Source organism: Microbacterium sp. LTA6 (genome assembly GCF_045690355.1).
In the GTDB taxonomy this organism is placed as follows: domain Bacteria; phylum Actinomycetota; class Actinomycetes; order Actinomycetales; family Microbacteriaceae; genus Microbacterium.
On the sequence record NZ_CP147855.1, the window covers coordinates 3693078 to 3718765 of the forward strand.

The 25688-nt window shown below is 67.4% G+C and carries 26 protein-coding genes; 5 read left to right on the forward strand and 21 right to left on the reverse strand.

Annotated elements, in window-relative coordinates:
• Positions 1-29: 29 nt before the first annotated feature.
• Positions 30-1343 carry a M50 family metallopeptidase gene (locus LTA6_RS17680; protein WP_341975168.1) on the reverse strand — a complete coding sequence of 438 codons (1314 nt, stop codon included), beginning with the start codon at positions 1341-1343 and terminating at the stop codon, positions 30-32.
• Positions 1344-1424: 81 nt separating this feature from the next.
• Here LTA6_RS17680 and LTA6_RS17685 point away from each other — a divergent pair, with 81 nt between their 5' ends.
• The 3 genes from LTA6_RS17685 (at position 1425) to LTA6_RS17695 (ending at position 4449) form a co-directional block, all read left to right on the forward strand.
• A complete protein-coding gene (locus LTA6_RS17685; protein ID WP_341975169.1) occupies positions 1425-2009 on the forward strand; it encodes a hypothetical protein in 585 nt (194 codons plus the stop codon).
• A 78-nt stretch (positions 2010-2087) separates the two neighbouring features.
• Entirely contained in the window at positions 2088-2753 is a 666-nt protein-coding gene (locus LTA6_RS17690) for a YcnI family protein (protein ID WP_341975170.1), read from the forward strand.
• 70 nt (positions 2754-2823) lie between these two features.
• Positions 2824-4449: a UDP-N-acetylmuramoyl-L-alanyl-D-glutamate--2,6-diaminopimelate ligase gene (locus LTA6_RS17695; RefSeq protein WP_341975171.1), complete on the forward strand. Its 1626-nt coding sequence runs from the start codon at positions 2824-2826 to the stop codon at positions 4447-4449.
• A gap of 12 nt (positions 4450-4461) precedes the next feature.
• Here LTA6_RS17695 and dxr read toward each other — a convergent pair whose 3' ends face one another.
• Both dxr and LTA6_RS17705 read right to left on the reverse strand, forming a co-directional pair.
• A complete protein-coding gene (dxr, locus tag LTA6_RS17700) occupies positions 4462-5544 on the reverse strand; it encodes a 1-deoxy-D-xylulose-5-phosphate reductoisomerase (protein WP_341975172.1) in 1083 nt (360 codons plus the stop codon).
• A gap of 16 nt (positions 5545-5560) precedes the next feature.
• Positions 5561-6511, reverse strand: coding sequence for an FKBP-type peptidyl-prolyl cis-trans isomerase (locus LTA6_RS17705; RefSeq protein ID WP_341975173.1), 951 nt, complete (start codon positions 6509-6511; stop codon positions 5561-5563).
• A 123-nt stretch (positions 6512-6634) separates the two neighbouring features.
• Between LTA6_RS17705 and LTA6_RS17710 the strand changes: the two genes are divergently transcribed.
• Positions 6635-7414, forward strand: a complete 780-nt coding sequence (locus tag LTA6_RS17710; protein ID WP_341975174.1) for a lysophospholipid acyltransferase family protein — start codon at positions 6635-6637, stop codon at positions 7412-7414.
• Positions 7415-7418: 4 nt separating this feature from the next.
• Here the strand turns inward: LTA6_RS17710 and LTA6_RS17715 are convergent, their stop codons facing one another.
• On the reverse strand, positions 7419-7916 hold the full coding sequence (locus LTA6_RS17715) for an OsmC family protein (RefSeq protein WP_341975175.1): 498 nt from the start codon (positions 7914-7916) through the stop codon (positions 7419-7421).
• A gap of 33 nt (positions 7917-7949) precedes the next feature.
• Here LTA6_RS17715 and LTA6_RS17720 point away from each other — a divergent pair, with 33 nt between their 5' ends.
• Positions 7950-8942 carry an asparaginase gene (locus LTA6_RS17720; RefSeq protein ID WP_341978458.1) on the forward strand — a complete coding sequence of 331 codons (993 nt, stop codon included), beginning with the start codon at positions 7950-7952 and terminating at the stop codon, positions 8940-8942.
• Between the two features lie 15 nt (positions 8943-8957).
• On the opposite strand, the gene LTA6_RS17725 is transcribed toward LTA6_RS17720, so the two are convergent.
• The 17 genes from LTA6_RS17725 to prmC form a co-directional block, all read right to left on the reverse strand.
• Positions 8958-11720: an FtsK/SpoIIIE domain-containing protein gene (locus tag LTA6_RS17725; RefSeq protein ID WP_341975176.1), complete on the reverse strand. Its 2763-nt coding sequence runs from the start codon at positions 11718-11720 to the stop codon at positions 8958-8960.
• Between the two features lie 58 nt (positions 11721-11778).
• On the reverse strand, positions 11779-12585 hold the full coding sequence (locus tag LTA6_RS17730) for a protein phosphatase 2C domain-containing protein (RefSeq protein WP_341975177.1): 807 nt from the start codon (positions 12583-12585) through the stop codon (positions 11779-11781).
• Positions 12586-12664: 79 nt separating this feature from the next.
• Positions 12665-13648, reverse strand: a complete 984-nt coding sequence (locus LTA6_RS17735; protein WP_407359298.1) for an aldo/keto reductase — start codon at positions 13646-13648, stop codon at positions 12665-12667.
• 100 nt (positions 13649-13748) lie between these two features.
• A complete protein-coding gene (locus tag LTA6_RS17740; RefSeq protein WP_341975179.1) occupies positions 13749-14471 on the reverse strand; it encodes a large exoprotein in 723 nt (240 codons plus the stop codon).
• Positions 14472-14609: 138 nt separating this feature from the next.
• Entirely contained in the window at positions 14610-15365 is a 756-nt protein-coding gene (locus LTA6_RS17745) for a YaaA family protein (protein WP_407358334.1), read from the reverse strand.
• Between the two features lie 71 nt (positions 15366-15436).
• Positions 15437-15697 (reverse strand): F0F1 ATP synthase subunit epsilon, encoded by a 261-nt coding sequence (locus tag LTA6_RS17750; RefSeq protein WP_341975182.1) that lies wholly within the window; start codon positions 15695-15697, stop codon positions 15437-15439.
• A 2-nt stretch (positions 15698-15699) separates the two neighbouring features.
• Positions 15700-17154, reverse strand: coding sequence for a F0F1 ATP synthase subunit beta (atpD, locus tag LTA6_RS17755; RefSeq protein ID WP_341975183.1), 1455 nt, complete (start codon positions 17152-17154; stop codon positions 15700-15702).
• A gap of 22 nt (positions 17155-17176) precedes the next feature.
• Positions 17177-18076: a F0F1 ATP synthase subunit gamma gene (locus tag LTA6_RS17760; RefSeq protein ID WP_341975184.1), complete on the reverse strand. Its 900-nt coding sequence runs from the start codon at positions 18074-18076 to the stop codon at positions 17177-17179.
• A gap of 20 nt (positions 18077-18096) precedes the next feature.
• Positions 18097-19731, reverse strand: coding sequence for a F0F1 ATP synthase subunit alpha (gene atpA, locus LTA6_RS17765; RefSeq protein WP_407358335.1), 1635 nt, complete (start codon positions 19729-19731; stop codon positions 18097-18099).
• Between the two features lie 52 nt (positions 19732-19783).
• Entirely contained in the window at positions 19784-20572 is a 789-nt protein-coding gene (locus tag LTA6_RS17770) for a F0F1 ATP synthase subunit delta (RefSeq protein WP_407358336.1), read from the reverse strand.
• Positions 20572-21123, reverse strand: coding sequence for a F0F1 ATP synthase subunit B (locus LTA6_RS17775; protein WP_341975187.1), 552 nt, complete (start codon positions 21121-21123; stop codon positions 20572-20574). The genes LTA6_RS17770 and LTA6_RS17775 overlap by 1 nt, the downstream gene beginning before the upstream one ends.
• Before the next feature lie 25 nt (positions 21124-21148).
• Positions 21149-21385 carry an ATP synthase F0 subunit C gene (gene atpE / locus LTA6_RS17780; protein WP_341975188.1) on the reverse strand — a complete coding sequence of 79 codons (237 nt, stop codon included), beginning with the start codon at positions 21383-21385 and terminating at the stop codon, positions 21149-21151.
• A gap of 46 nt (positions 21386-21431) precedes the next feature.
• Complete coding sequence (gene atpB / locus LTA6_RS17785; RefSeq protein WP_341975189.1) at positions 21432-22220, reverse strand: F0F1 ATP synthase subunit A; 789 nt, start codon at positions 22218-22220, stop codon at positions 21432-21434.
• Positions 22221-22364: 144 nt separating this feature from the next.
• On the reverse strand, positions 22365-22871 hold the full coding sequence (locus LTA6_RS17790; protein ID WP_407358337.1) for a hypothetical protein: 507 nt from the start codon (positions 22869-22871) through the stop codon (positions 22365-22367).
• Complete coding sequence (locus LTA6_RS17795; protein ID WP_341975191.1) at positions 22871-24040, reverse strand: MraY family glycosyltransferase; 1170 nt, start codon at positions 24038-24040, stop codon at positions 22871-22873. The genes LTA6_RS17790 and LTA6_RS17795 overlap by 1 nt, the downstream gene beginning before the upstream one ends.
• A complete protein-coding gene (locus tag LTA6_RS17800; RefSeq protein WP_341975192.1) occupies positions 24037-24735 on the reverse strand; it encodes an L-threonylcarbamoyladenylate synthase in 699 nt (232 codons plus the stop codon). Before LTA6_RS17800 ends, LTA6_RS17795 begins: the two co-directional genes overlap by 4 nt.
• Before the next feature lie 48 nt (positions 24736-24783).
• Complete coding sequence (gene prmC / locus LTA6_RS17805; protein ID WP_341975193.1) at positions 24784-25644, reverse strand: peptide chain release factor N(5)-glutamine methyltransferase; 861 nt, start codon at positions 25642-25644, stop codon at positions 24784-24786.
• Positions 25645-25688 lie beyond the last annotated feature (44 nt).

A 25688-nucleotide genomic window follows, 5' to 3' on the forward strand; every position in this document is an offset into this window, starting at 1 on the left:
GAGCGCAGCGACGACACGAGACGCTCCCGCTACTGCAGGATGCTGATGGGCTTGAACACGTCGGCGACCAGCAGCAGCGCGCCCATGCCGATCAGCAGGGTCGCGACCACCACGGTCAACGGGACGAGTCTGGTCGCATCCACCGGAGCGGGAGGCGGACGACGGAACAGCTTCGCCCACACTCGGCGCACGCCCTCCCACAGCGCCACCACGACGTGTCCGCCGTCCAGTGGCAGCAGCGGGATGAGGTTGAACACGAACAGCGCGATGTTGAGCGAGCCGAGCAGGCTCAGGAGCGTGGCGAAGCGGTTGAGAACGGGCGCCTCAGTGGCGGCCACTTCCCCGGCGAGACGTCCGACGCCGACCACGCTGAGAGGGCCGTTCGGGTCGCGCTCGCTCCCGGTGATGAGCGACGCTCCGACGTCCCAGAGACGCACCGGCAACGTCGCCACCAGAGTGGCGACGCGGGCGACATTGTCCATGGTGAGCTGCGGCCCCACCAGCAACGGCTGCGGAATCAGCCCCATCTGCGAGCCCATGCCCACGTAGCCGACCTCGCGGACGACCTCTTCACCGTTCTCGTCGAGAACGGGCTGGCCGCTGGCGTCGGTGATCTTCCGCTCGGCCGCGATCGGGGTGATCGTCAGCTTCTCTTCGGCGCCGTCACGTCGAACGATGACGGTCAGTGGCTCCCCCGGCGCTGCCTGCACGATGGCGGTCGCCTCGGCGAAGGTGGAAACCGGCTTCCCGTCGATCGAGACCAGAACGTCGCCGGGAAGGATCCCGCCGTCGGCGGCCGGCGATGCCGGGTCATCCGCCCGGCATTCCTCCTGTGTCGACCCCGCCGGCAGTACGCATTCGGTGACCGAGGCGATCGTGGTCGTCCCCTGCTGCAGGCCGATACCCGAAGCGAGCACCGTGAAGATGAGCACCGCCAGGATCAGGTTCATCAGCGGGCCGCCGAGCATGACGATGACGCGCTTCCATACCGGAAGCCGGTAGAACACCCGATCTTCGGCGCCCTCCGCGATCGTCTCGTCGTTGGCCGAGCGGGCGTCCTGGACGAGCGTCCGGAACAATCCGCGCGCAGGACCGGCATCCTTCGACGCCGGATACATCCCCGACATCGAGATGAAACCACCCAGCGGCAGGAGCTTGAAGCCGTACTCGGTCTCGCCGAATCGCTTCGACCAGATGCGCGGCCCGAATCCGATCATGTACTGCCCGACGCGCACGCCGAACAGCTTGGCCGGGACGAGATGGCCGACCTCGTGCAGACCGATCGACAGACCGAGCCCGAGCAGCATGAACAGGATGCCGCCCACATACAGCAGGATTTCCACGTGCCCACGCTACTGCCCGATCCCTAGGAATCCGCCCGGCACCGTGCCGAGACGCGCATCCGATCCCCGTAGGCTGGTGAGGTGACTCCCCGCCAGCTGCGACTCCTGCGCGCAGCCTCGGCATCCACCGTCGCCACGCTCCTCGCTGCGGTGTCGCACACCCTCGGCGGCGGCGTGGCCCCGCATCCGCTTCTGGTGATCGCGCTCTCCGCGTTTCTCACCCCGCTCGCCGCCGCCCTGATCGGACCGACACAGCGGCGAATCCGCGTGGCGACGACCGTCCTGGTCGCGCAGGCGGTGTTCCACCTCGTCTTCCTGCTCCTCGGCACCCCGAGCGACACCGACGTCGGTGTCGGCGGCGGCCACAGCCATCACCTGGACCTGTCGGCCCTGGGACCGATCGCGCCGTCCGTGGCACCCGATGCGGCGATGCTCGCGGCGCACATCGTCGCCGCAGCCCTCACGACCCTCCTCGTCTGGCACGGCGAACGGATGCTTCGCGGCGTCGCCCGATGGGTGCACGCCGCGCTGCGTCGCGCGCTCCCCGTCGCGCCCTCCGAGCACAAGAGACCTCTCGCGCTGCGCTCCACGCTGCGCCGGATCTCCGACACCGGCATCTCGGTCGTCGTGCTCCGACGCGGCCCTCCTGTGCTCTCCCGCGGCTGACCGCCGCACGAGCATCACCTCATTCCGCTGTTCGCGTGCCTTCGGCGCGCCCGCAATCGAGCACTCAGGAGAACACACATGTCCCGCACCATCCGCCGCGGCACCATCGCCACCGCAACCGCCGCCCTCACCGCCGGCCTCATCCTCGCGGCGCCCATCGCCGCGAGCGCCCACGTCGGGGTCAGTCCCGATGAACTCGTCGCCGGTGACCACGGCGTCCTCACCTTCTCGTTCTCTCACGGCTGCGAGAACTCGCCGACGACTGCTCTGCGCATCACGATGCCGGAGGGCCTGGCATCCGTCGCACCCACCATGGACGGCGATTGGAGCATCGACGTCGAACGCGGCGACGATGGCCTGGTCAGTGCCGTCACCTACACGGCGATCACGCCGGTGCCGCACGACCTGCGCGGCGCGGTCAGCATGTCTGTCGGTCTCGAAGAGGACGGCCCGGAATCGCTGGCGTTCCCGGTCGTGCAGCAGTGCGTCGAAGGCAGCACCGAATGGACCCAACTCGCCGAGGACGGCGAGGATCCGCACAGCCTCGACGCCCCGGCACCGGTCGTCACCGTCGCCGCAGCGACCGCGGATCACTCCACGCACGACGCCGGCACGGCAGAAGATGCCTCGCAGACGCCTGCTCCCGAGCAGAGCGCCTGGGGCACGATCCTCGGTGCCGGCGGACTCGTGGCCGGCATCGCCGCGCTGGTCGTCGCCACGCTCGCGTTCCGTCGTCGAGTCTGACCGGAACGGACCCGTGAACCCGGTGCGACGTGCCGGGTTCACGGGCTCGCCGTGAGATCATGGATGCGCCATGTCGATTGAACAACAACCGAGCCTGCCCCCTGTGCTCCGCCCCGCGAACCCGCCGCGGCGTGAGCTCACCGAACTCGCCTCCCGATTCGCCCGCGATGTGCGCGGCGACGCGAGCGGAGTCACCGTGACCGGCATCACCCTTGCCACGGCCGATCTCCGTCCCGGCGAGGCATTCGTCGCGATCCGAGGCGTGAACCGCCACGGCGCGGAGTTCGCCGCCACCGCTGCGGAGAAGGGCGCGGTCGCGGTCATCACCGATGAGGCGGGTGCCGCCATCGCCGCGCCGTCCGGTCGTCCGGTGCTCGTCGTCGACGATCCCCGCGGAATCCTCGGGGCTCTGAGCGCCTGGGTGTACGGCACTGGCGCCGACGATCCGCTTCCGCTGCTGTTCGCGACGACCGGAACGAATGGCAAGACCAGCGTCTCGCACCTGCTCGAAGGCATTCTCGATCAACTCGGCGTGGTCACCGGCCTCTCCTCGACGGCCGAGCGGCATATCGCCGGCGAGGTCATCGTGTCGCGTCTCACCACGCCAGAGGCATCCGAGATGCACGCGCTGCTCGCCCTGATGCGTGAGCGCGAGGTCGAGGCGGTCGCCGTCGAGGTCAGCGCCCAGGCGCTGTCACGCCATCGCGTCGACGGCATCCTGTTCGATGTCGCCGGCTTCACCAACCTCAGCCACGATCACCTCGACGACTACGCCGACATGGAGGAGTACTTCGAGGCGAAGCTGCCGCTGTTCCTGCCGGATCGCGCCCGCCGCGCCGTCATCTGCCTGGACTCCTCCTCCGGCGCGATCGTCGTCGAGCGCGCAGAGATCCCGGCGGTCACCGTCGGCACGCCGTCGATCGCCGCCGATGCCGAGGCAGCGGCTCGCGCCGACTGGGTGGTCGTCATCGACGAGGAACGCGCCACCGGCACGACATTCACGATGTCCGGCCCCGACGCCCGCACGCTCACCACCACGGTGCCCGTCATCGGCCCGCACATGGCCGCGAACGCGGCACTCGCGATCGTGATGCTGTTGGAGGGCGGCTACGCCTGGGAACGGATCACCGCGGCGCTGGAGCGCGACGGCGGCATCCGCGCCTACCTTCCCGGCCGCACCCAACTCGTCTCCGGCGACCGTGGACCGGCCGTGTTCGTCGATTTCGGCCATTCTCCCGACGCCTTCGAGAAGACCCTCGCGGCCGTGCGCCGGGTGACGCCCGGACGCGTGCTGATGCTCTTCGGCGCTGATGGCGACCGTGACGCCAGCAAACGGTTCGACATGGCACGCACGGCCGTCGAAGGCAGCGACATCCTCGTCGTCACCGACCACCATCCCCGATTCGAGAACCCGGAATCGATCAGGGCCACCCTGATCGAGGGAGCCCGTATCGCTCGACCGGATGCCGAGATCCACGAGTACTCGCCGCCGGAGCGCGCGATCGTCGCTGCCGTCGGACTCGTCGGTGAAGGCGATGCGATCCTCTGGGCGGGCCCTGGGCACCAGGACTACCGCGACATCCGCGGAATGCGCACCCCGTACTCGGCGCGTGAGCTCGCCCGCCGGGCCCTGAGGGCGGCAGGCTGGCCGGCGCCCGCCTCGCGCTGGCCGGTACCGTACTCCGACGAGGACTAGAGCCGGCTCAGGTCAGGCCGCGGCGATCAGCCGATCGGCCTTCTGCCGCGCCCAGACTTCGGCGTCCGCAAGCGATTCCACGGTGAGCTTCTCCGGCGGCTCGTGCGCATCGACGACCCTCGCGATCGTGTCGACGATTCCGAGGAACGGCAGACGCCCCTCATGGAATGCATCGACCGCCTGCTCGTTGGCCGCGTTGTAGACGGCCGGGAACGTCGCTCCTGCTCGGCCGACCGCCTTCGCCAAAGCCACGGCAGGGAATGCATCGTCGTCCAGCGGCTCGAACGTCCAGGACGTCGCCTGAGTCCAATCCAGCGGGCGGCCCACTCCCCCGACGCGATCCGGCCAGTCCAGTCCGAGTGAGATCGGGAGGCGCATGTCGGGAGGCGACGCCTGGGCGATGGTCGAACCGTCGATGAACTCGACCATCGAGTGCACGATCGACTGCGGATGCACCACCACGGCGATGTCGTCGTACGCGATGTCGAACAGCAGATGCGCCTCGATGACCTCGAGTCCCTTGTTGACCAGCGTTGCCGAGTTGGTCGTCACCATGCGGCCCATGTCCCACGTCGGATGCGCGAGGGCTTCCCCCGGCGTGACCTCGGCCATCTGCGTGCGACTGCGGCCACGGAACGGGCCCCCGGATGCCGTGACGACGAGGCGTCGCACCTCGTCATGGCGGCCGCTGCGCAGCGCCTGCGCGAGGGCAGAATGCTCGGAGTCGACCGGCACGATCTGTCCTGGCGCGGCAGCGGCGAGCACGAGCTCTCCGCCGACGATCAGCGATTCCTTGTTGGCGAGTGCGAGCGTGCGCCCGGCTTTCAACGCGGCGAGCGTGGAACCGAGGCCGATCGAGCCCGTGATGGCGTTGAGGACGACATCCGCCTCGACGTCGCGGACCAGTTGCTCTGCCTCCACCGCTCCGAGTGCGGTGTCCTCCACGCGGAACTGCGCCGCCTGCTCGCCGAGCATCTCGGCGTTGCTGCCGGCCGCGAGGCCGACGAGCTCGAACCGGCGCGGATTGGCGCGGATGACCTCCAGCGCCTGGGTGCCGATGGAACCTGTGGACCCGAGGACGATGACGCGACGCATGTCGCCAGCCTATTGGCTACTGCGGAGCCGCGGTGGTGGCGAGGATGTCGACGACGAAGACGAGGCTCTCCTTCTCGAGCTCGTGACCCGCGCTCGCGCCGTAGCCGTCCTTCGGGGGCATCACGACAACCACCTGCGAGCCGACCTTCTGACCTTCGAGCGCCATCCGGAAGCCGGGCACCACACCCGACGTCTGGAACTGGGTGGGCGTCGCGTCGCGACCCCAACTGGAGTCGAACTCCTCGCCATTCGACCACTTCACGCCGCGGTACTGCACCACAACGAGATCGCCGGCGCCGACGACCGGGCCGTCGCCTTCCTTGAGCAGCGCGACCTCGGTCTCGGCCGGCGCATCGCCGTCGGGAATCGTGATGGTGGGGGCACCGTCGTCGTCCAGCTTCACGGTCGGCATGCCCGCAGTGGGCTCCACCGGCTTGCCGGTCGCGACGGTCGGAAGCTCTTCGATGGCCTCTGCAGAGACGACGATGTTGGGCGAGCCCTCGCCGAGTGCACTGCTGGGCACAGCGAGAGCAATTTGGGAGCCCAGGGGGTTGCACTCCAGAGCCGCGATGAACAGCGAGGACTGGCTGGGATCCAACAGGATCGGCAGGAGTCCGTCTTCGCCGCGAGCGGAGGAATCGAGGACGTTACCCGTCGACGCGTCGACGATCTGGTAGCGCACCGACACGAGGTCTCCGGCGGTGACGTCGTCACCGTCGCCCTTTGTGACCACCGTCCGCTCGACGCCGGCGAACGGCGCGTCTGCGGGGACCGTGACCTTGAGGTCGGCTCCCTCACCGTCGAAGACGACGGCATCCGAGGTGGCTCCGGACTTGACGTCCACCGAGCACGCACTCTCCGGCTCCGGCGTTTTCGTGCTCTCCGGGGCGGCGCCACCGGCGCAGCCGGCCAGCAAGAGGGTCGCTGCGGCGACGGTGGACAGGACGATGAGCGGACGCTTGCGCACAGTGAGACCTCGGGATCGCGGGCGGGAGACACCATCTTCTCGCATCCCCCTTTGCCCCCGCTGGGAGGCGCGGCGCGTTTCTTCATTCCCACGCAGGCATGGATGCGGGGGTAATCTGCTCTGATGACCTCTGAGCAGTCCGTGGAGCCCGAGAAGTCGCCCGAAGAGACGACGAAACCGCGACACGCAGGGTTCACCTACGCACTCGGACGCAGCCTGATCAGCCCGCTGGCCCGCCTCATCTACCGGCCTCGGGTCGAGGGCAAGGATAACGTCCCGCTGACGGGACCGGTCATCTTCGCGAGCAACCACCTCTCGTTCATTGACTCCATCGCCATTCCGGTCGCCGCTCCCCGGCCCGTGCACTTCCTGGCCAAGTCGAGCTACTTCGAGGGCACCGGCTTCAAGGGCGCCCTGAGCAAGACGTTCTTCGAATCCATCGGCGCGATCCCCGTGCGCCGGGGTGCGGGGCAAGCGGCCTTGGATGCGCTCGATCTGCAGCGCCAGCTGCTCGAGGACGGTCTTGCCGTCGCACTGTATCCCGAGGGAACCCGATCCACGGACGGGCGTCTGTACAAGGGCCGCACCGGCGTCGCATTCCTCGCCCTCCAGACCGGCGCTCCGGTGGTGCCGGTCGGACTCATCGGCACCGACAAGGTGATGCCCGTCGGAGCGAAGATGCCCTCGATGTCCGAGCGGATCACCGTTCGTTTCGGTCAGCCGCTGGATCTGTCACCGCATGGCCCCGCGACGAGCGGCAAGGCGCGACGCCTCGCCACCGACCAGATCATGGCCGCGATTCACGGGCTGTCCGGTCAGGAGCTCGCCGGAGCGTACAACGAGGCACCGGCCCAGGGCGCGATCGAGAAGATCAAACAGGCCCTGCCGCACGAGCGCCGCTGACCTTTCAGCTCGGCGCCGTCACGGTCGCCTGGTGGCGGACCGGGAAGTTGACGGAGTTCGCGATGAAGCACCACTCGTTCGCCTGTGCATGCGCACGTTCCGCCGCCTCGATCATGGATACCTCGGCGACGACGACTTCGGGATGCAGCATCACCTCGACGAAGGCTCCCCCGCCCGCCCCGTTCTCGCGCATCACGCCCGTCGCCCTGTCGGTGTAGGACAGCACGACGACCCCCGCCGTGACGCAGGCGTGCAGATACGACAACAGGTGGCACTCCGAGAGCGAGGCCAGCAGCAGATCCTCCGGATTCCAGCGCGCGGTGTCGCCCCGGAACGGCTTGTCGGAGGAGGCGAGGATGCCGGGCTTACCTGCGACGTCGAGGGTCACGTCACGCCGATAGTCCCGATAGCCGGAGGTGCCGCTGCCGAGGTTGCCGGTCCAGGTGGCGGTGAGTTCGTAGTGGTGCTCTCCGAGGGGGCGGGGGGAAGTCTGCTCAGCCATGGAAACAGTCTGCCAGCTAGGCTTGGAGCCGTGATGGAGACTCTGACCGTTCAGGATGCCGTGGAACTCGCCGTCGTCGAACGGAGCGGGTTCATCGAGTCCCGTCATGTCGGCGCCGCTGTCGTGCTCTCGGCGGACGGAGAGGTCGTCGCGCGCTACGGCAACACCGAAGCCCTGGTGCTCCCCCGTTCGAGCCTGAAGCCTCTGCAGGCCGTCGCCTGCGTCACCGCCGGCGCGGTGCTCGAAGGCGAGCAGCTCGCCATCTCCACCGCGAGCCACACCGGCACGAACCGCCACGCCGCCGTCGTGCGCGACATCCTCACCGCAGGTGGCCTCACCGAGGACGACCTCGGCTGCCCTCTGGCGTGGCCCAGCGACACCGCCACCCGCGACGAGATGGTTCGCGAGCACGGCGCGCCCTCTCGCATCCGGATGAACTGTTCCGGCAAGCACGCGTCGATGCTGCGCGCCTGTGTCGCAACCGGCTGGCCGACCGAAGGCTACCTCGACCCCGCGCACCCGCTGCAGGCCCACATCCGCGAGGTCATCGAACGTCTGGCGGGCGAGAAGGTCGCGCACACGGCGATCGACGGATGCGGCGCCCCGGTGTACGCGCTCACGTTGACCGGTGTCGCACGCGCGATCCACCGCATCGGCAGCGCATCGGACCGCTCTCCGTTCGCCCTGCACCGTGTGGCCGGCTCTCTGGTGCGCGCCGTCCGCGAGCATCCCTGGACGATCGAGGGTCCGGAGCGCCCGGACACGATCGCGATCGAGACCCTCGGTGTCTTCGCCAAGGGTGGCGCAGAGGGCTTCATGGTGATGGTCGCTCCCAACGGGACCACAGTCGCCCTCAAGATGCTCGACGGCGCCGCTCGCGCGTCGACGGTGGTCGCGGCCACGCTGCTCGCCCGTGCCGGTGCGCTCAGCGATGCCGACGTCTCGAAGCTGTCCGCGTCTTTGTCGCTCGACGTGCTCGGCGGTGGCCGCCCGGTGGGTGTCATTCGCCCCGGCGCCGGGATCTGATCCCACCGTTCCGCCTCATCTCGGCGCGATCGACGGCGCGAACGCCGGCACGATCACACGCCGCGGGGCCTGCGCGTTTCTGAGCGACCACGCTCGCCCTGCGTGCGTGCGAGCGTACGGAGGCAGTTCTCGCACGCCGGCGAGCTGCCGCAACTCGACAGGGCACTCCGCGCGCACGAGCACCTCTCCCTCGATCCGGACTCGCTGCCAGACCGCCCAGCAGCGCTGCCAGGTATCGGCATCGCCCACGACGATCAACGGTTTCGACGCCCGCTGGACGTCGCTCGTCGCGAAGATCACGTCACACCAGGGATACGCATTCTGCAGCGCCGTGATCACGGCATCGGCGCCGGGACTGACGATCCCGGTGATCACCGCCTCTGGTACCCAGTGGTCACCCGCCTGTGCCGGGGAATCAACGTGCACGACCGTCGGGCCCGTCTGATCGTCGACCCAGGCGAATTGCACCTCCCGATCCCCGATGCGTGCACGCCCCGGGGCCCTGTCCCGTTCGTACCCCAGGGCCTCGCCACCTGCCGCCAGGTGCTCCACTCTGCTGGACATCCGCAACAGCGCCCTCGACGGGAGGGCTTCGACCAGTCGAGCCACCGCCCCCGCCGAGCGCGCAGCAGTGAGCACCACCGTGGCGCCCGAACCGGTGCGAAGAATCTGCTCCCAACGCTGCGCCATCACGTGCGCATGATCCAGCGGCAGGCCGGCGAGCTGTCGGTCGATGTCGTCGCAGAGCACCAGGGACCCGGCCCTCGGTGCACGCTCGGCCAGTTCGGCAACGAGATCCCACGCCTGCTCCGGGTCTGCGGACACCAGCAGCGCATCCGGATGCTGGGCCGCGAGTGCGCGTATCGCGGCGGACTTCCCCGCGCCCGGGCCACCGAGGATCGCGACACCGCGATCGATGCCGAGCCGCAGCAGCTCCAGCGGCTGTGCCTGTCGATTCGGCTCGTCGGCGCGACCGAGGATCAGCACGTCCCCGACGGGCGGCGCATCGGACGTGAGCTCAGCGAGCGGCAGCAGGCGCGGCAGTGGCGGCAGCCACGGGCTTCGCGGTGCTCCCGTGCCGGACCAGCGCATTCCGACGGCGCGCAGGTCGGCCGCTCCGGTGAGCGCCACGCGCAGCGCCACCGGATCCATATCCTGCGGACGGCGGGCGAACGCGAGGCCCCTGGACGCCGGTCCGCCCGGCAGTTCGGCCGCGGCATCCGTCCCGAGAACGAGCCTGCTGTCGGCGGCGTCACCGACCCGCAGGCTCAGCCGCAGCGGGCAGTTCGCCGCAAGCGCCTCTCTGATCACACCCGCCGCACGCTGGGTGCCGAGGATCAAGTGCATGCCGAGAGCTCGTCCGCGCGCCGCGACATCGGTGAACACTGCTCCCAGGTCTGGATGCTCCTGCAGGAGAGCCGCGAACTCGTCGACGACGATCACCAGCCGCGGCATCTCCACTTCGCGGATGTCGCGGGCGCCCGCGGCGGCCAGGACGGCTTCGCGGCGGCGCAACTCCGCGGTGAGGCTGGACACGCCCCTTCGCGCACCCGACTCATCCAGATCCGTGATCACCGCCGCGACCTGCGGGAGTTCACGCAGCGGCTCGAACGCCGTGCCGCCTTTGAAGTCGGCGAGGACGAAAGTCACCTCATCTGGTCCATGACTCGCCGCGATCGCCGTCACCCAGGTGACCAGCAATTCGCTCTTTCCGGTGCCGGTCGTTCCGGTCACGATCGCATGCGGACCGTCTTCGACGATGTCCAGCAGGATCTCTCTTCGCTCTCCCTTCCCGATGACAGCGGGGAGGCCGACCGTGAAGTGCGGCTGGTCGAGGTCTCGCAGCGACACGGCATCCGGCACTACGTCGACGTCCTCGACTCGTGCGGAGCACTCCCCTGCGATGATCTCCACCTGCGCGAACGAGAGGCATTCGATCGCAAGGTCCTGCACCCCCTGCGTGGTCCGCAGCAATGCGCGCTGCGGCTCGACACAGTCGATCACCGTCGTCACGCCCTCGGGAACTTCAGCATCGGGCGCGAGAAGCCAGAACACCGCATCCGCGTCGAGCCTCGGTGCGCCTGGACTCGCGACACCGGCCCGCAATGCACCCCGGCGCGCGCCGCGCACGTGGGGGAAACCGCCGAGACCCCGTCGATCGAGATCGCCGACGAGCGTGAGCTGCGCCGGGCTGAAGCGCAGACACAGTTGTGTCACCAATGCACGGGCCGCTGCCGCGACGACCGGTTCGGTGCCGCGCAACGCCACGCCTCCGCCGAGCGGCACCGTGATCGGTGCATCGCTCAATGCGCCGCTGCGCGCCTGGAATTCGCGCACCCGGTCCCCGTCTCCCCCGGCGGTGCGAACGCCGCTCGAGATGACGCCCTGACCGACGACGAGCTCGGTGCCCGCATCCGGTGCCTGTGCGCCCCGCAGCGGCGGATGGACGAGACAGGTTGCCGCATCCGGATGCCGGTGCCGGAGCCGTTCCCGCTCCTCGAGCTGCCGCTCCTCGAGCTCCGCCTCCGCGCGGTTCCACGCCCGCGCCGCCTCGTCTTCGGCACGGCGACGATCACGTCGTCGGCTGCGCGCGCCGTCGAGCAGGGATGCCGCGAGCATCAGGGGGCCGAGTGCCGCGAAGCAGAGCGCGAACAACGACCCGGTGATCAGCCAGAGCGCGACGCCACCGGCGATGGGCACCACGGCAGCGAGGATCGGCACCGGCGGGCGCCTGGCCGGAACCGGCGGGGACGGAAGTGCGATGGGCAGCGAATCCATGCCCACCATTGGACATCAGCGGAGAAGCAGTATCCGCCCTGTCCACAGGGCCCGGCCGCTATTCGACGGTTTCTGCGTCTGTGGAGGAGGAGTCAGCGGTTTCTTCGGTCGTCTGCACGATGATGAGCGTCACGTTGTCCCGACCACCGTTCTCGAGAGCCGCGACCAGCATCGCATCGACGGCATCGGCGGGATCGGCGTTCTCCCGCAGGAAGTGCTGGATGCCGTAGTCCGTGAGCTCCTTGGTGAGACCGTCCGAGCAGATCACGAAGCGATCGCCGGCGCGCACATCGAGGGTGATGTAGTCGGGGGCCGTCAGTTCGCTCGCCCCGACGGCACGCGTGATGACGTTGCTGTACGGGTGCCCCTCGGCTTCTTCCGGGCTGATCTTGCCCGCGGCGATGAGTTCCTGCACCACGGAATGATCCGTGGTGACCTGAAGCAGGCGGTCGTCGCGAAGGAGGTAGACGCGGGAGTCCCCGATGTTCAACGACACCCAGTGCGGCAGGTCGGCATCGAGATCGAGGAACACCCCGGTCAACGTCGTTCCCGTACCCTCGTCGGTCGTCTCCGGGTGGTCGGCGATGTCGCCGACTGCGAGTTCCAGGGCACGCTCGATCGCGGCGCGACTGACGAGACCATCGGAGACCACCGTCTGCAGACGACCGATCGCGCTTCGGCTGGCGATCTCGCCGCCGGCGTGACCGCCCATGCCGTCAGCGACGATGAAGAGCGGGAACTCGGCGAGGTAGGCATCCTGGTTCGAGTCCCGACGACGACCCTGATCGGTGACGCCTGCCCAGGAGAGCCGCATCTCATGGTCCGCGACCATGAGATTGCGCGTCTGGGTTGTCGTCTCAGCCACGTGCATCCTCCGAAATCCCTGCGGTCATTCGGGAGAGCGCAGGATACTCACACATCGTAGTAGAACTCCGCATCCGCCCTCATACCCGGGCTCCCGGATCTTCAGGAAGCGGGAAGAGTCCGTCGATGACCGCGAGGTCCGTTTCATCCGGTTGCCAGGCCGTGCCCGCTGCCGCATTCGCCTCCACCTGGGCGGCCGAGGTCGCCCCTGCGATCACGCTGGACACCGCAGGTTGCGCCAGCAGCCAGCCGAACGCCGCCTGCAGCATGGTGATGTCGCGCTCAGCGCAGAACCCGCGGGATTCTTCGAGTGCGTCCCAGGGTGCGTTCTCCCAGACGTGCCGACGCGTGGACATGATCCGACTCGATGCCGGTCCCCCGTCGCGTGTGAACTTGCCGGTGAGGAGCCCGTTGTGCAGCGGGAAGTAGGGGAAGAAACCGAGCCCGTACCGCTCGGCGGCGGGGAGCACGTCGCGCTCTGCGGCGCGGGCGAGCAGCGAGTAGTGGTTCTGTGCCGAGATGAATCGGCCGGTGGAGCGCTCTCTGGCCGTGAATTCCGCCTCGGCTATCTGCCATCCGGTGAAGTTCGAGTGTCCGTAGTAGCGGATCTTCCCTTCTTTCACCAGCTCATCGAGAGCATCGATCGTCTCGGCGATCGGCGTCTCGAAATCGGGCAGATGCAGCTGGTAGAGGTCGATCCAATCGGTCCGCAGGCGACGCAGCGACTCCTCCACCGCGCGGCGGACGTAGCGGCGGGAGCCTCGTCCCGCCGGGAAGTCATAGCCCATGTCGCGCTCGTGCCCGAACTTCGTGGCCAGCACGATGCGATCGCGACGTCCCTCCAGGGCCTGTCCCATCAGCGTTTCGCTGGTTCCGGCGACCGCGCCGTACATATCGGCGGTGTCGAGGAACGTGATCCCGTTCGCGATCGCGGCATCGATGACCTCGCGAGTGCCGTCAAGGGTCTCGGTCGCGGTACCCGCACGTCCGAAGTTGTTGCAGCCGAGGCCCGTGGGCGAGACGAGAAGACCGGATGCGCCTACGCGGCGCTGCGACATCACCATGCCGTCCACGTTATCCCAGCGATCCACTCCGTCGGCGCGACAGGCTCTGCACAGAAAGAAGAGAGCCCCCGACCGAAGTCGAGGGCTCTCTCACAGATTGTCAGGCCGGGGGCGGCGTGGGGTTCACCGGCGGTGCGGCGGGAGGTGCCGGCGGTGCAGCCGGAGGAGCCGGCGGCGTGGTCGGCGGAACCGGCGGGACGCTCGGAGCAGACGTCGCCGGAGCGGACGGTGCGACGGGCGGTGCGTAGCCAGGCTGAGCGGGAGGTGCGTAACCCTGAGGGGCCGGCGGCGCGTAGCCCTGAGGCGCTGCACCGTAACCCTGAGGAGCGGCCGCAGCAGACGACTGAACCGGAATGCCCTGCCACACGGTCGAATCGGCCATGAAGCTGTTACCGGCCCACGGCGCGGGTGCGATGTTCGAGTTCCAACGCGACTTGTCGAACGCGTTGATGCCGAGCCAGACGATGCTGAGGAGCACGTACAGAACCACCCAGACGGCGTCCTTCTGCAGCTTCAGGCCGACGCGCCAGGCCGCGAGGGCCATCACGATCGCGAGACCGATACCGGTCAGGAAGTTCAGGAACGGGATGAACGAGACACCGAACAGGATCAAGACGACCCAGGGCGAGATGTCGCCGAGCTTCGCGAAGATCAGGGTGTTGTACACGGGCACCCAGGCGCGCCACTTGCCCTGAACACCTGCTTTCTCGAAGATCTTCATCATGAAGATGGACGCGATGACGTAGAACACGATCGCGAAGAGGAAGAGTACGAAATATACGCCGGCAAGCGCCGCGTAGACTGACGCGTCGTCTTGGTACATGAGTCTCACATTCCTTTGTCTGAGGAACGCAGTGCGCGTTCTTCCGCGAAACAACGGGGCTTCGCGTCACCACACTAGCGGGGTCGCTGTGACCGGGCAATCACACACGCGGAGAGAAATCCCCATCTGTTTTGCCGGTCAGTCGGCGACGACGAGCTCGAGCACTCCACGATCGTCGGTCGGGCGCAGCGCGATCCCCTGTTCTGCCGTCCACGTGCGCAGGGCGCGGAGCGATCGCAGTCGAGGACGGGCTTCGGCCAGAGCGCGCACGAGTTGTCCCTTGGCCTTCTTGTTGAAGTGGTTGAGCGCGCGCGCGGTGCCCCCGTCGTCGGTGACGACGCGCACGTAGGCAGCGGGGACGGATGCCGGGATCGGACCGAGCGCGACGTAGGCCTCACTGCGCAGATCCAGCACGAAGGCGGGCTGTTCGCGCGCGATGGCTGCGGTCGTCGCATCGGCCCAATGCCGGCGCAACGCCGCGACTCCCGGCAGCGAGGTTCCTGCGGCGAGCCGGTACGACGGAATCGCATCGAGGGCGCCCACCGGCCCGAACGGAGCGGAGTGGATCCACACATGCGCACCCAGCCAGCGTCGCGATGCGGCGGAGAGAGTCGCGGCATCCAGCGCGTCGAAGAGGACGCCCGTGTACCGGTCGGCGGCCGGCATCGTCGCCGAGGATCGCAGCATCCGATTGTGGGTGATGTCACCGAGTTGACGCTCGCTAAGTTTGAGCACGCGACGCGCCGCGACCTCGTCTGCCGCGAGATCGACGAGGGCATCGGCGACTGCTCTGCGCTTGTCGAGGAGATCGGGCAAAGGCAGAGAGCCCAGCTCGATCGCCGCGCCGGCTCCCCCGGCCCGCTTGGTCTCCGACGGCGGCAGCAGGATCTTCATGCGTTTTTCCTCACGGGGACGCCGAAGCGCAAGGACCCTTCGGATCCTTGCGCTTCGGAATCGATTCGTTGCTAGGCGATGAGAGCCGCGTTGCCGGCGACGATCGTCAGGTTGCTGCCCTCCATGGAGAGGAATCCGTCCTGCGCGTTCGCGAGCACCTTGGTGCCGTCGGCCTGCGTGATCCGGACTTGTCCCTCGGCGAGGATGGCCAGCACCGGCTCGTGACCGGTCATGAAGCCGATTTCGCCCTCGACGGTCTTCGCGACCACGAGGGTCGCTTCTCCCGTCCAGACCTCCGCGTCTGCGGAGACGAGGCTGACATGCAGTGCCATGATCAGCCGTTCTCCTTCTGGATCTGAGCCCACTTCTCTTCGACGTCGGCAATGCCACCGACGTTGAAGAAGGCCTGCTCGGCGACGTGGTCGAAGTCACCGCGAGTGATCGCGTCGAAGGACTCGATCGTCTCCTTCAGAGGGACGGTCGAACCCTCGACACCCGTGAACTTCTTGGCCATGTAGGTGTTCTGCGAGAGGAACTGCTGGATGCGACGTGCACGCGACACGACGATCTTGTCCTCTTCAGAGAGCTCGTCGACACCGAGGATGGCGATGATCTCCTGCAGTTCCTTGTTCTTCTGGAGGATCTGCTTGACCGTCGTGGCCACGCGGTAGTGGTCCTCGCCCAAGTAGCGGGGGTCCATGATGCGCGACGTCGAGGTCAGCGGGTCGATCGCCGGGTACAGACCCTTCGACGCGATCTCACGCGAAAGCTCGGTGGTGGCGTCGAGGTGAGCGAACGTGGTCGCCGGAGCCGGGTCGGTGTAGTCGTCGGCCGGCACGTAGATCGCCTGCAGCGAGGTGATCGAGTGACCACGGGTCGACGTGATGCGCTCCTGGAGGACGCCCATCTCGTCGGCGAGGTTCGGCTGGTAACCCACGGCGGAGGGCATGCGACCTAGCAGCGTGGAGACCTCGGAACCGGCCTGCGTGAAGCGGAAGATGTTGTCGATGAAGAGCAGCACGTCCTGCTTCTGCACGTCGCGGAAGTACTCCGCCATCGTCAGAGCCGAGAGGGCCACGCGCAGACGCGTTCCCGGCGGCTCGTCCATCTGGCCGAACACCAGGGCGGTCTTGTCGAAGACGCCCGCCTCTTCCATCTCGTGGATGAGGTCGTTGCCCTCACGGGTGCGCTCGCCGACACCGGCGAACACCGACACACCACCGTGGTCCTGCGCGACGCGCTGGATCATCTCCTGGATGAGGACGGTCTTGCCGACACCGGCGCCACCGAACAGACCGATCTTTCCACCCAGCACATACGGGGTGAGAAGGTCGATCGACTTGATGCCGGTCTCGAACATCTGAGTCTTGGACTCGAGCTGGTCGAAGTTCGGCGCCTTGCGGTGGATCGGCCAGCGCTCGGTGACCTCGAGGACCTCACCGGGCTCGCCGTTGAGGACCTCGCCGATCACGTTGAAGACCTTGCCCTTGGTGACGTCGCCGACGGGGACCGAGATGGCCTCGCCGGTGTCGCGCACCTCCTGGCCGCGGACGATGCCGTCGGTCGGCTTCAGAGCAATGGCGCGGACCAGGTCGTCGCCGAGGTGCTGTGCGACCTCGAGCGTGATCTCGGTCGACTCTTCGCCGATCGTGATCGTGGTCTTCAGCGCGTTGTAGATTTCGGGGATCGAGTCGTGCGGGAACTCGATGTCGACAACCGGACCGTTGACGCGTGCGACGCGCCCGACGACCGCGGTCGCGGGCTTGTCAGCCGTAGCGGTGGGGGTCATTTCTCGTCTCTTTCCTGAGGTTCTATTTGCTCGATGAGAGTGCGTCGGCGCCGCCGACGATCTCCGCGATCTGCTGCGTGATCTCAGCCTGGCGCGCGTTGTTGCGCAGGCGGGTGTAGTCGGTGATGAGCTTGTCGGCGTTGTCGCTGGCGGACTTCATCGCCTTCTGCGTCGCTGCCTGCTTCGCGGCGGACGACTGCAGGAGGGCGTTGAACACGCGGCTCTGGATGTACACCGGCAGGATCGCGTCCAGCACGGTCTCGGCATCCGGCTCGAACTCGTACAGCGGGTAGACAGTGCTGCCCGCCTCCGAGTCGTCGGCCTCCGTGATCTCCAGCGGAAGCAGGCGCACGGACTCCGGCGTCTGCGTCATCATGCTGACGAAACGGTTGTACACGAGGTGGATCTCGTCGACTCCGCCGCCGTCGCCACCGCGGGAGAAGGCGTCGAGCAGCGTGTGCGCGATCTCCTCCGCCGTGTGGAACGAGGGGGTGTCGGTGTCGCCGGTCCACTGCGCGGCCGCTGCGATGCGACGGAACTGGAAGTATCCGACCGCCTTGCGTCCGATGAGGTAGAACACCGGCTCCTTGCCCTGCTCGCGCAAGAGCTCGGCGACCTCGAGACCCTCACGGAGGATCTGCGAGTTGAACGCACCGGCGAGACCGCGATCCGACGAGAAGATGACAACCGCAGAGCGGCTGATGTTCTCCGGCTCGCGGGTGAGCGGGTGATCCACGTTCGAGTGGGTCGCGACGGCGGATACGGCACGCGTCACGGCTCGCGCGAAGGGGGTGGACGCTTTGACGCGTGCCATCGCCTTCTGAATGCGCGAAGCCGCGATGAGTTCCATCGCCTTCGTGATCTTCTTGGTCGTCTGGGCAGAAGAGATCTTCTGCTTGTAGACCCTGAGTTGAGCGCCCATGTTTTCAGTACCTCACGCGATTACGCGCGACGACCCTTGACGATCTTCTCCTGGTTGACGTCCTCCGCAGCCGCAAACTCCTCGTGACCCGGGGCGCCGATGGCGTGTCCCTTGCCACCCTGGAACTCCAGGATGAAGGCATCCGTCTGCTTCGTGAGCTCCGCGACCGTGTCGTCGTCGAGGACGTTGGTCTCACGCAGCGTCTCGAGCACCTTGCTGTTGCGACGCAGGTGGTCGAGCAGCTCCCGCTCGAAGCGCAGAACGTCTTCGACCTCGATCGTGTCGAGCTTGCCGTTGGTTCCGGCCCAGATCGAGACGACCTGCTCCTCGACCGGGTACGGCGAGTACTGCGGCTGCTTGAGAAGCTCGGTCAGACGCGCACCGCGCGACAGCTGACGACGCGAAGCCGCATCGAGGTCGGAGGCGAACATCGCGAAGGCCTCGAGCGAGCGGTACTGCGCGAGCTCCAGCTTCAACGTTCCGGAGACCTTCTTGATCGACTTGACCTGAGCGTCACCACCGACGCGCGAGACCGAGATACCCACGTCGACCGCGGGACGCTGGTTGGCGTTGAAGAGGTCGGACTGCAGGAAGATCTGGCCGTCGGTGATCGAGATCACGTTGGTCGGGATGTATGCCGAGACGTCGTTCGCCTTGGTCTCGATGATCGGGAGACCCGTCATCGAGCCCGCACCGAGCTCGTCGGACAGCTTCGCGCAACGCTCCAGCAGACGGGAGTGCAGGTAGAACACGTCACCCGGGTAAGCCTCGCGGCCCGGCGGACGACGCAGGAGCAGCGAAACGGCGCGGTAGGCCTCTGCCTGCTTCGACAGGTCGTCGAAGATGATGAGGACGTGCTTGCCGCCGTACATCCAGTGCTGACCGATCGCCGAACCCGTGTAGGGGGCGAGGTACTTGAAGCCGGCGGGGTCTGATGCGGGAGCAGCCACGATCGTGGTGTACTCCAGGGCGCCGGCCTCTTCGAGCGCACCCTTCACCGAAGCGATGGTGGAGCCCTTCTGACCGATCGCGACGTAGATGCAGCGGACCTGCTTGTTGACGTCGCCCGACTCCCAGTTGTCCTTCTGGTTGATGATCGTGTCGATCGCGATGGCCGTCTTGCCGGTCTGGCGGTCGCCGATGATCAGCTGACGCTGACCGCGGCCGACGGGGATCATGGCGTCGATGGCCTTGATGCCGGTCTGCATCGGCTCGTGCACGGACTTGCGCTGCATGACGCCGGGCGCCTGGAGCTCGAGCGCACGAATGCCCTCGGTCTCGATGGAGCCGAGGCCGTCGATCGGGTTGCCGAGCGGGTCGACCACCCGGCCGAGGTAGCCGTCGCCGACCGGCACCGAGAGGACCTCGCCGGTGCGGGTGACCTTCTGGCCGGCCTCGACGCCCTTGAAGTCGCCGAGGACGACGACGCCGATCTGGTGCTCGTCAAGGCTCAGCGCGAGTCCCTTGGTGCCGTCGCCGAAGGTGACGAGCTCGTTCGCCATCACACCGGGCAGTCCTTCGACGTGCGCGATGCCGTCTGCCGCGTCGATGACGGTGCCGACCTCGGTCGCCGCGGCCCCGGAGGGCTCGTACGCAGCGGCGAAGTCCTTCAGCGCGTCACGGATGACGTCGGGGCTGATCGATAGTTCTGCCATTGTCTTCCCTTTGTATTAGAGAGTCTGCGCGGTTCCCCGCGCGAAAATCGTGTTAGCCCGCGAGCTTCTGGCGAAGATCGGCGAGACGTGCGGCGATGCTGCCGTCGATGACGTCATCGGCGATCTGCACGCGCAGGCCTCCGACGACGGTCGGGTCGATGACCACGTTGAGCGACACCCGGCCGTCGTAGCGACGCGAGAGAGCGTCGCTCAGACGGGTCTGCTGGGCTGCGGTGAGCGCTTTCGCACTGTGCACCGTGGCCACAACGCGGCCGCGCTGGCTGGAGACGATGTTCATCGCCCGGCTCAGCAGCTGGCGCACGCGGCGTCCACGGGGCTGGCGGACCAGCGAGGCGACGATCAGTGCCGCTGGGGCGCTGGCGCCGTTCGCGAGCAGTCGATCGACGAGAGCGCCCTTGGCGTCCTCTCCCCCGAGCCGTCCGCCGAGCGCGAGCTCGAGCTCGGCGTTCGCCGCGATCACACGGGTGAAGGCGAACAGGTCGCCCTCGATGTCCGCGTTCGCGTCGGCGATCGCCGCTGCCCGGATTGCGAGCTCCTCGATGCCGTCGATGAGCTGGTCGGCGTTCGACCAGCGCTCAGCGACGGCGACCTTGAGGACGTCCCTCGTGTTCGCCGAGTACCCGCCGAACACCGCTGCGACGACGTTCTGTCTCGCCGCGACCGGAGCCGCGGGGTCGGCGAGCGCGCCGCTCAGGTGGGACGACTCGCCCACGGCACGTGCGGCGGCGAAGAGCTCCCGCGCGGTGTCGAGCGTGACGCCGGACGCTGCGGCAAGTGCCTGAGTGGATGCCGCGAGTGCCTGAGCGGTCGCGCTGCCCATTACTGAGCCGCCTTCTCGGATGCTTCGAGGTCGGCGAGGAAGCGGTCGACGACGGCCGTTGCACGTGCGTCGTCGGAGAGGGTCTCTCCGACCACGCCACCGGCGAGGTCGATCGCGAGCGTGCCCACCTCGGAGCGGAGCGAGACGAGAGCGGCCTGGCGCTCTGCCTCGATCTGCGTGTGTGCGGTCGCGGTGATGCGAGCGGCTTCGCTCGACGCCGCATCCTTCGCCTCGGTGACGATCTTCTTGCCGTCCTCACGGGCGGCTTCGCGGATCTCACCGGCCTCGGTGCGCGCCTCAGCAAGCTGACGCGTGTACTCCTCGAGTGCCGCCTCCGCCTGCTTCTGCGCCTCGTCGGCCTTGGCGATGTTGCCCTCGATAGCGGCGGACCGCGCGTCGAGCAGCGCGTACATCTTGGGCAGTGCGACCTTCCACACCACGCCCAGGATGATGACGAAGCAGACGCCCGACCAGATGATGTCGTACCACTCGGGAATTAGCGGGTTGTGAGCCGCCTCTTCCGCTGCGGATGTGACAAGAGCGTTCAGCATCCTGTCTCCTTGTCGAGTTCGGCGGTCAGTTGGTGAAGATGAAGTACGTCGCGATGCCGATGAAGGCGAGCGCCTCGGTGAAGGCGATACCGATCCACATCAGGACCTGCAGGCGACCGGCGAGCTCGGGCTGACGGGCAACACCCTCGATCGTCTTGCCGACGACGATGCCCACGCCGATGGCGGGGCCAATGGCTGCGAGGCCGTAGCCGACAGTCGCGATGTTGCCGGAGATTTCAGCGAGAACCGTAGTTGCGTCCACGGGTTTTTCCTTTCGTTGGGAGGGAAGGCAGGTGTTGCCGACCCGCTCAGTGCTCTTCTGCGACCGCGAGCTGGATGTAGACCGCGGTGAGGATGGTGAAGACGTAAGCCTGCAGGAAGGCCACCAGGACCTCGAACAGGGTGAAGGCGAAGCCGAAGGCGAGAGTCCCGGCGCCGACGGCAATCCAGCCGTTGCCAAGTGTGAACACGAAGAACTGCGTCGCCGAGAAGAACAGCACCAGCATGAGGTGGCCGACGATCATGTTCATCAGGAGTCGAAGCGTCAGCGTCACCGGCCGGATGATGAACGTCGAGATGATCTCGAGCGGGGTGACGATGATGTAGAGGAACGGCGGCACGCCGGAGGGGAAGAGCGAGTTCTTGAAGAAGTTCTTCGGGCTCTTCTTAATGCCCGCATAGATGAACGTCACGTAGCTCACGGCCGCGAGCAGCAGCGGAACGGCGATGATGCTGGTTCCGGCGATGTTCAGGAACGGGATGATGCCCGTGAGGTTCATAAACAGGATCATGAAGAACAGCGTTGTGAGGATCGGCAGGAACCGACGGCCGTCCTTGCGTCCGAGCAAGTCTTCTGCGATGTTCACGCGGACGAAGTCGAGACCCATCTCGACGACGCTCTGGAAGCGGCCGGGGACGACTCGCATCCTCCGGGTGCCCAGCACGAGGAGGACTACCACGATCGCCGTCGCCAGGAATTGGATCAGGTGGATGCGATGGATGACCAGGTCGCCGATCTGGAAGACGGCATCTGGGAAGAACTCATCGATCGACGGTCCGTGGAACTCGCCGTCGTCGGAGGCAAGTCGGGGCATCATGGTCGCAGCAAGATTGAACAGCGCGGGCTCCAGCTTCGGGGCACCGGTCAAAACCGGGGCGACGATGGTCGGTGTGCTTCACAGCGCAAGCGCTCGCGGACGAGCGGCGGGCACGTGTCAACACTATCAGAATCTGAGGGTGACCTAAGACGCGGCGCCGCCGTCGGAGGGCCGCTCCGGGGCGCCGGGTGCACGGTCCTCTGGGACCTCCGTCGGCAGCGACGCGTCGCTCACGATGGGCAGACGCATCCTCATCAGCACGATCGCGTCGATCACGAGCGACATCAGGACGCCGGCGACGATCGAGAGCAGGAAGACCGTCGGATGGATCCACGGCTGCCCGCTCACCAACACCATGATCAGGAAGAAGACGCCGAGCTTGAGCAGCCATCCGCCGAGCACGATCGCGAAGAAGAGCTGCACGTAGATCGGGTCTCCGTACCAGCGGTTGGCCACCAGGATGCTGATCGCCGTGATCGCGAGGAACAACGCTGCGAGGACGACGCCGAGCAGGCCGCTCACGAGGCCCTCGCCCTGCGCGAAGACGAAACCGAGTGCGCCGGCGATGACGGCGAGCACCGCCGTCGCGACACCCGACCAGATCAGGGTGCGGCGCAGGATCGGCGTGCTGGACACGGGGGTCGGGCTCATCAGGACTCCAGGGGTGACGGGTCGGGCTCGGCGGATGCGGTTGGCATCGCGCGGCGTGAGGGGATCAGGGTGATCACGAGGCAGGCACCGATGCCCACGACGCCGAAGGCGACACCGGGCAGATACTGCCCTGGCCAGTCCTCACGCGCGCCGACGTACATCAGCAGCACCGCCAGTGAGATCACCGCCGCCCACGCGTAGAAGATGAGCACGGCGTCGCGATCGCGATGCCCCAGATCGAGCATCCGGTGATGCAGGTGCTTGCGATCGGGAGAGAACGGGGACCTTCCGGCGCTCATCCTGCGGAGCACCGCGAGCCCGAAGTCGAGCAGCGGAAGCAGGACGACGAGCACCGGCAGCAGAATCGGAATGAACGCGCCGAGCAGCTGCGAACGCCCCAGCTGCTCCGGGTCGAGGGCAGAGGGATCCAACTGGCCGGTGAGCGCGATGGCGGACGTCGCCATCAGCAGACCCAGCACCAGCGCGCCGGAGTCGCCCATGAAGAGCTTGGCCGGGCTCCAGTTGAACGGCAGGAACCCGAGGCAGGCACCGATCAGGACAGCAGCGAGGAAGGATGCCAGGTTGAAGTAACTGGAGGCTCCGGTGTCTCTGGTGAGGATGTAGGAGTAGGCGAAGAACACGCCGTTCGAAATCAGGCAGACTCCGGCGACGAGGCCGTCGAGACCGTCGATGAAGTTCACCGCATTCATCACGATGACGATGGCGAACATCGTCATCGTGATGCTGAACCAGCTGGAGAAGACGATGATGTCGCCGAACGGCAACGAGAGGATCTGCAGTCCACCGCCGACGGTGATGACGCCGGCCGCGAGGAACTGCGCGCCCAGCTTGATCATCCAGTCCAGATCCCAGAGATCGTCGATCACGCCGATCACAGCGATCAGCAGGGAGGCGCCGAGGATCGCCCACATGGTCTGCGGGCGGACCCACATGGTGTCGAAGAACGGATTCGCCGCGGAGAATCCGATCGCCGCGGCGATGCCGAGGAAGATCGCGACACCGCCGAGTCGGGGTGTCGGCGTGGTGTGCACGTCACGCTCTCGGATCCCGGGGTACAGCTTGAAGCGCAGGCTCAGCCGCCAGACCGCCCAGGTCAGCGCGAATGTGATCGCTGCGGTCAGAATGATCGTGAAGAGGTACTGCTTCACGAATCCTCGTCCGAGGATGCGATCGGCTCCAGCAGGTCGCCGAGCACCTCGCTCAGCTGATCGCGGGTGACCACGCCGTCGCGGAGGATCCGCACCTGGCCCGTCTCGTCATCCGCGCCGCGTCGCACGAGGGAGGTCGCATCGACGATGGTCGAAGCGATGCCGTTCTTGCTCAGGCCGTCGGCGAGGTACACGGCGACGCTGTCGCCCAGCATCCGCTCGGCGTCGTACGCCGAGATCGCTGCGTCCTTGCCGGTGAGGTTCGCGCTGGAGACAGCCATCGGGCCGGTCTCGGCGAGCAGCTCCAAGGCGACGCGCCCCTCTGGCATGCGCACGGCGACCGTGCCCAGCGTCTCACCGAGGTCCCAGACCAGCGAAGGCTGCGCGGGCAGCACGATCGTCAGGCCTCCGGGCCAGAACGCATCGACCAGCTTCTGGACCGCCTCAGGGACTTCTTCGACCAGGGCGTTCAGCGTCTCCTTCGTGCCGATCAGCACCGGTGGCGGCGCATCACGGCCGCGACCCTTCGCGTCGAGCAGCCGTTGCACGGCCGCCGGGGAGAACGCGTCAGCGGCCACGCCGTAGACGGTGTCGGTGGGCATCACGATGAGTTCGCCGCGACCGATCGCCTGGCGCGCATGGCGCATGCCGGTGAGCAGTTGCGCCGCGTCGGTGCAGTCGAAGATGGAAGACATGACCACTCGATTCTAGTTGGGAGTTCCTGGATGAGTAGGCGCCGGGACTCAGGCCCGCAGGGCGGTCGTCGCACGGTCGCGCTGTGTGAGGTCGCGATGCGTCGCTGCGGCGCGCCACCCGTCGGTGGTGAGGATGTCTCGGATGGCCTCGCCCTGCAGCTCGCCGTGCTCGATCACGAGGAGCCCGCCGGGCATGAGGAGCTGCCGGGCGCGGATGCTGAGCACTCGGACGATGTCCAGCCCGTCCGCCCCGCCGTACAGGGCCAGAGCGGGATCGAACAGACGGACTTCGGGATCGCGCGGCACGGCGGCATCCGGAACATACGGAGGGTTCGAGATCACGACCACCGCCGTTCCCTCGAGCTCTGTGAACGCATCTGCGAGGTCCGCGTGCACCAGCGTCAGATTGGCGATTCCCGCGGTGTTGCGCTGGGCCCAGGCGTGAGCGTCTGCGGAGATCTCGGCGGCGAAGATCCTGGCGTGCGGCACCTCGGTGGCCATCGCCAGCGCGATCGCCCCGCTGCCGGTGCCGAGATCGATGCCGATAGGTTCCGGATCCGCGGCGTTCAACAGCGCGTCGATGGCGTACTGGACGACGATCTCGGTCTCGGGCCGCGGCACGAACACTCCCGGCCCGACGGCGAGTTCCAGATGACGGAACGGCGCCGTCCCGGTGAGATGCTGCAGCGGCTCGCGCCGTGCGCGCCGGGACACGAGGTCATCGAGCGCCGCCGCGGCCTCCTCGCTCACCCCGTCGCCGCGGATGATCGCCGCCTGCACTTCACCCCGGCGCAGCTGGAGGACGTGCGCGGCCAGCAGTTCCGTGTCGATCAGAGGATCCGGAACGCCCGCGTCGGCGAGGCGCTGCGCGGCGGCTCGCACGAGCGCAGCGAGAGAGGATTCGGGCATGGGTTCCAGCGTAGAGCGCAATTCGCCGTCACATTGGCCGTCGG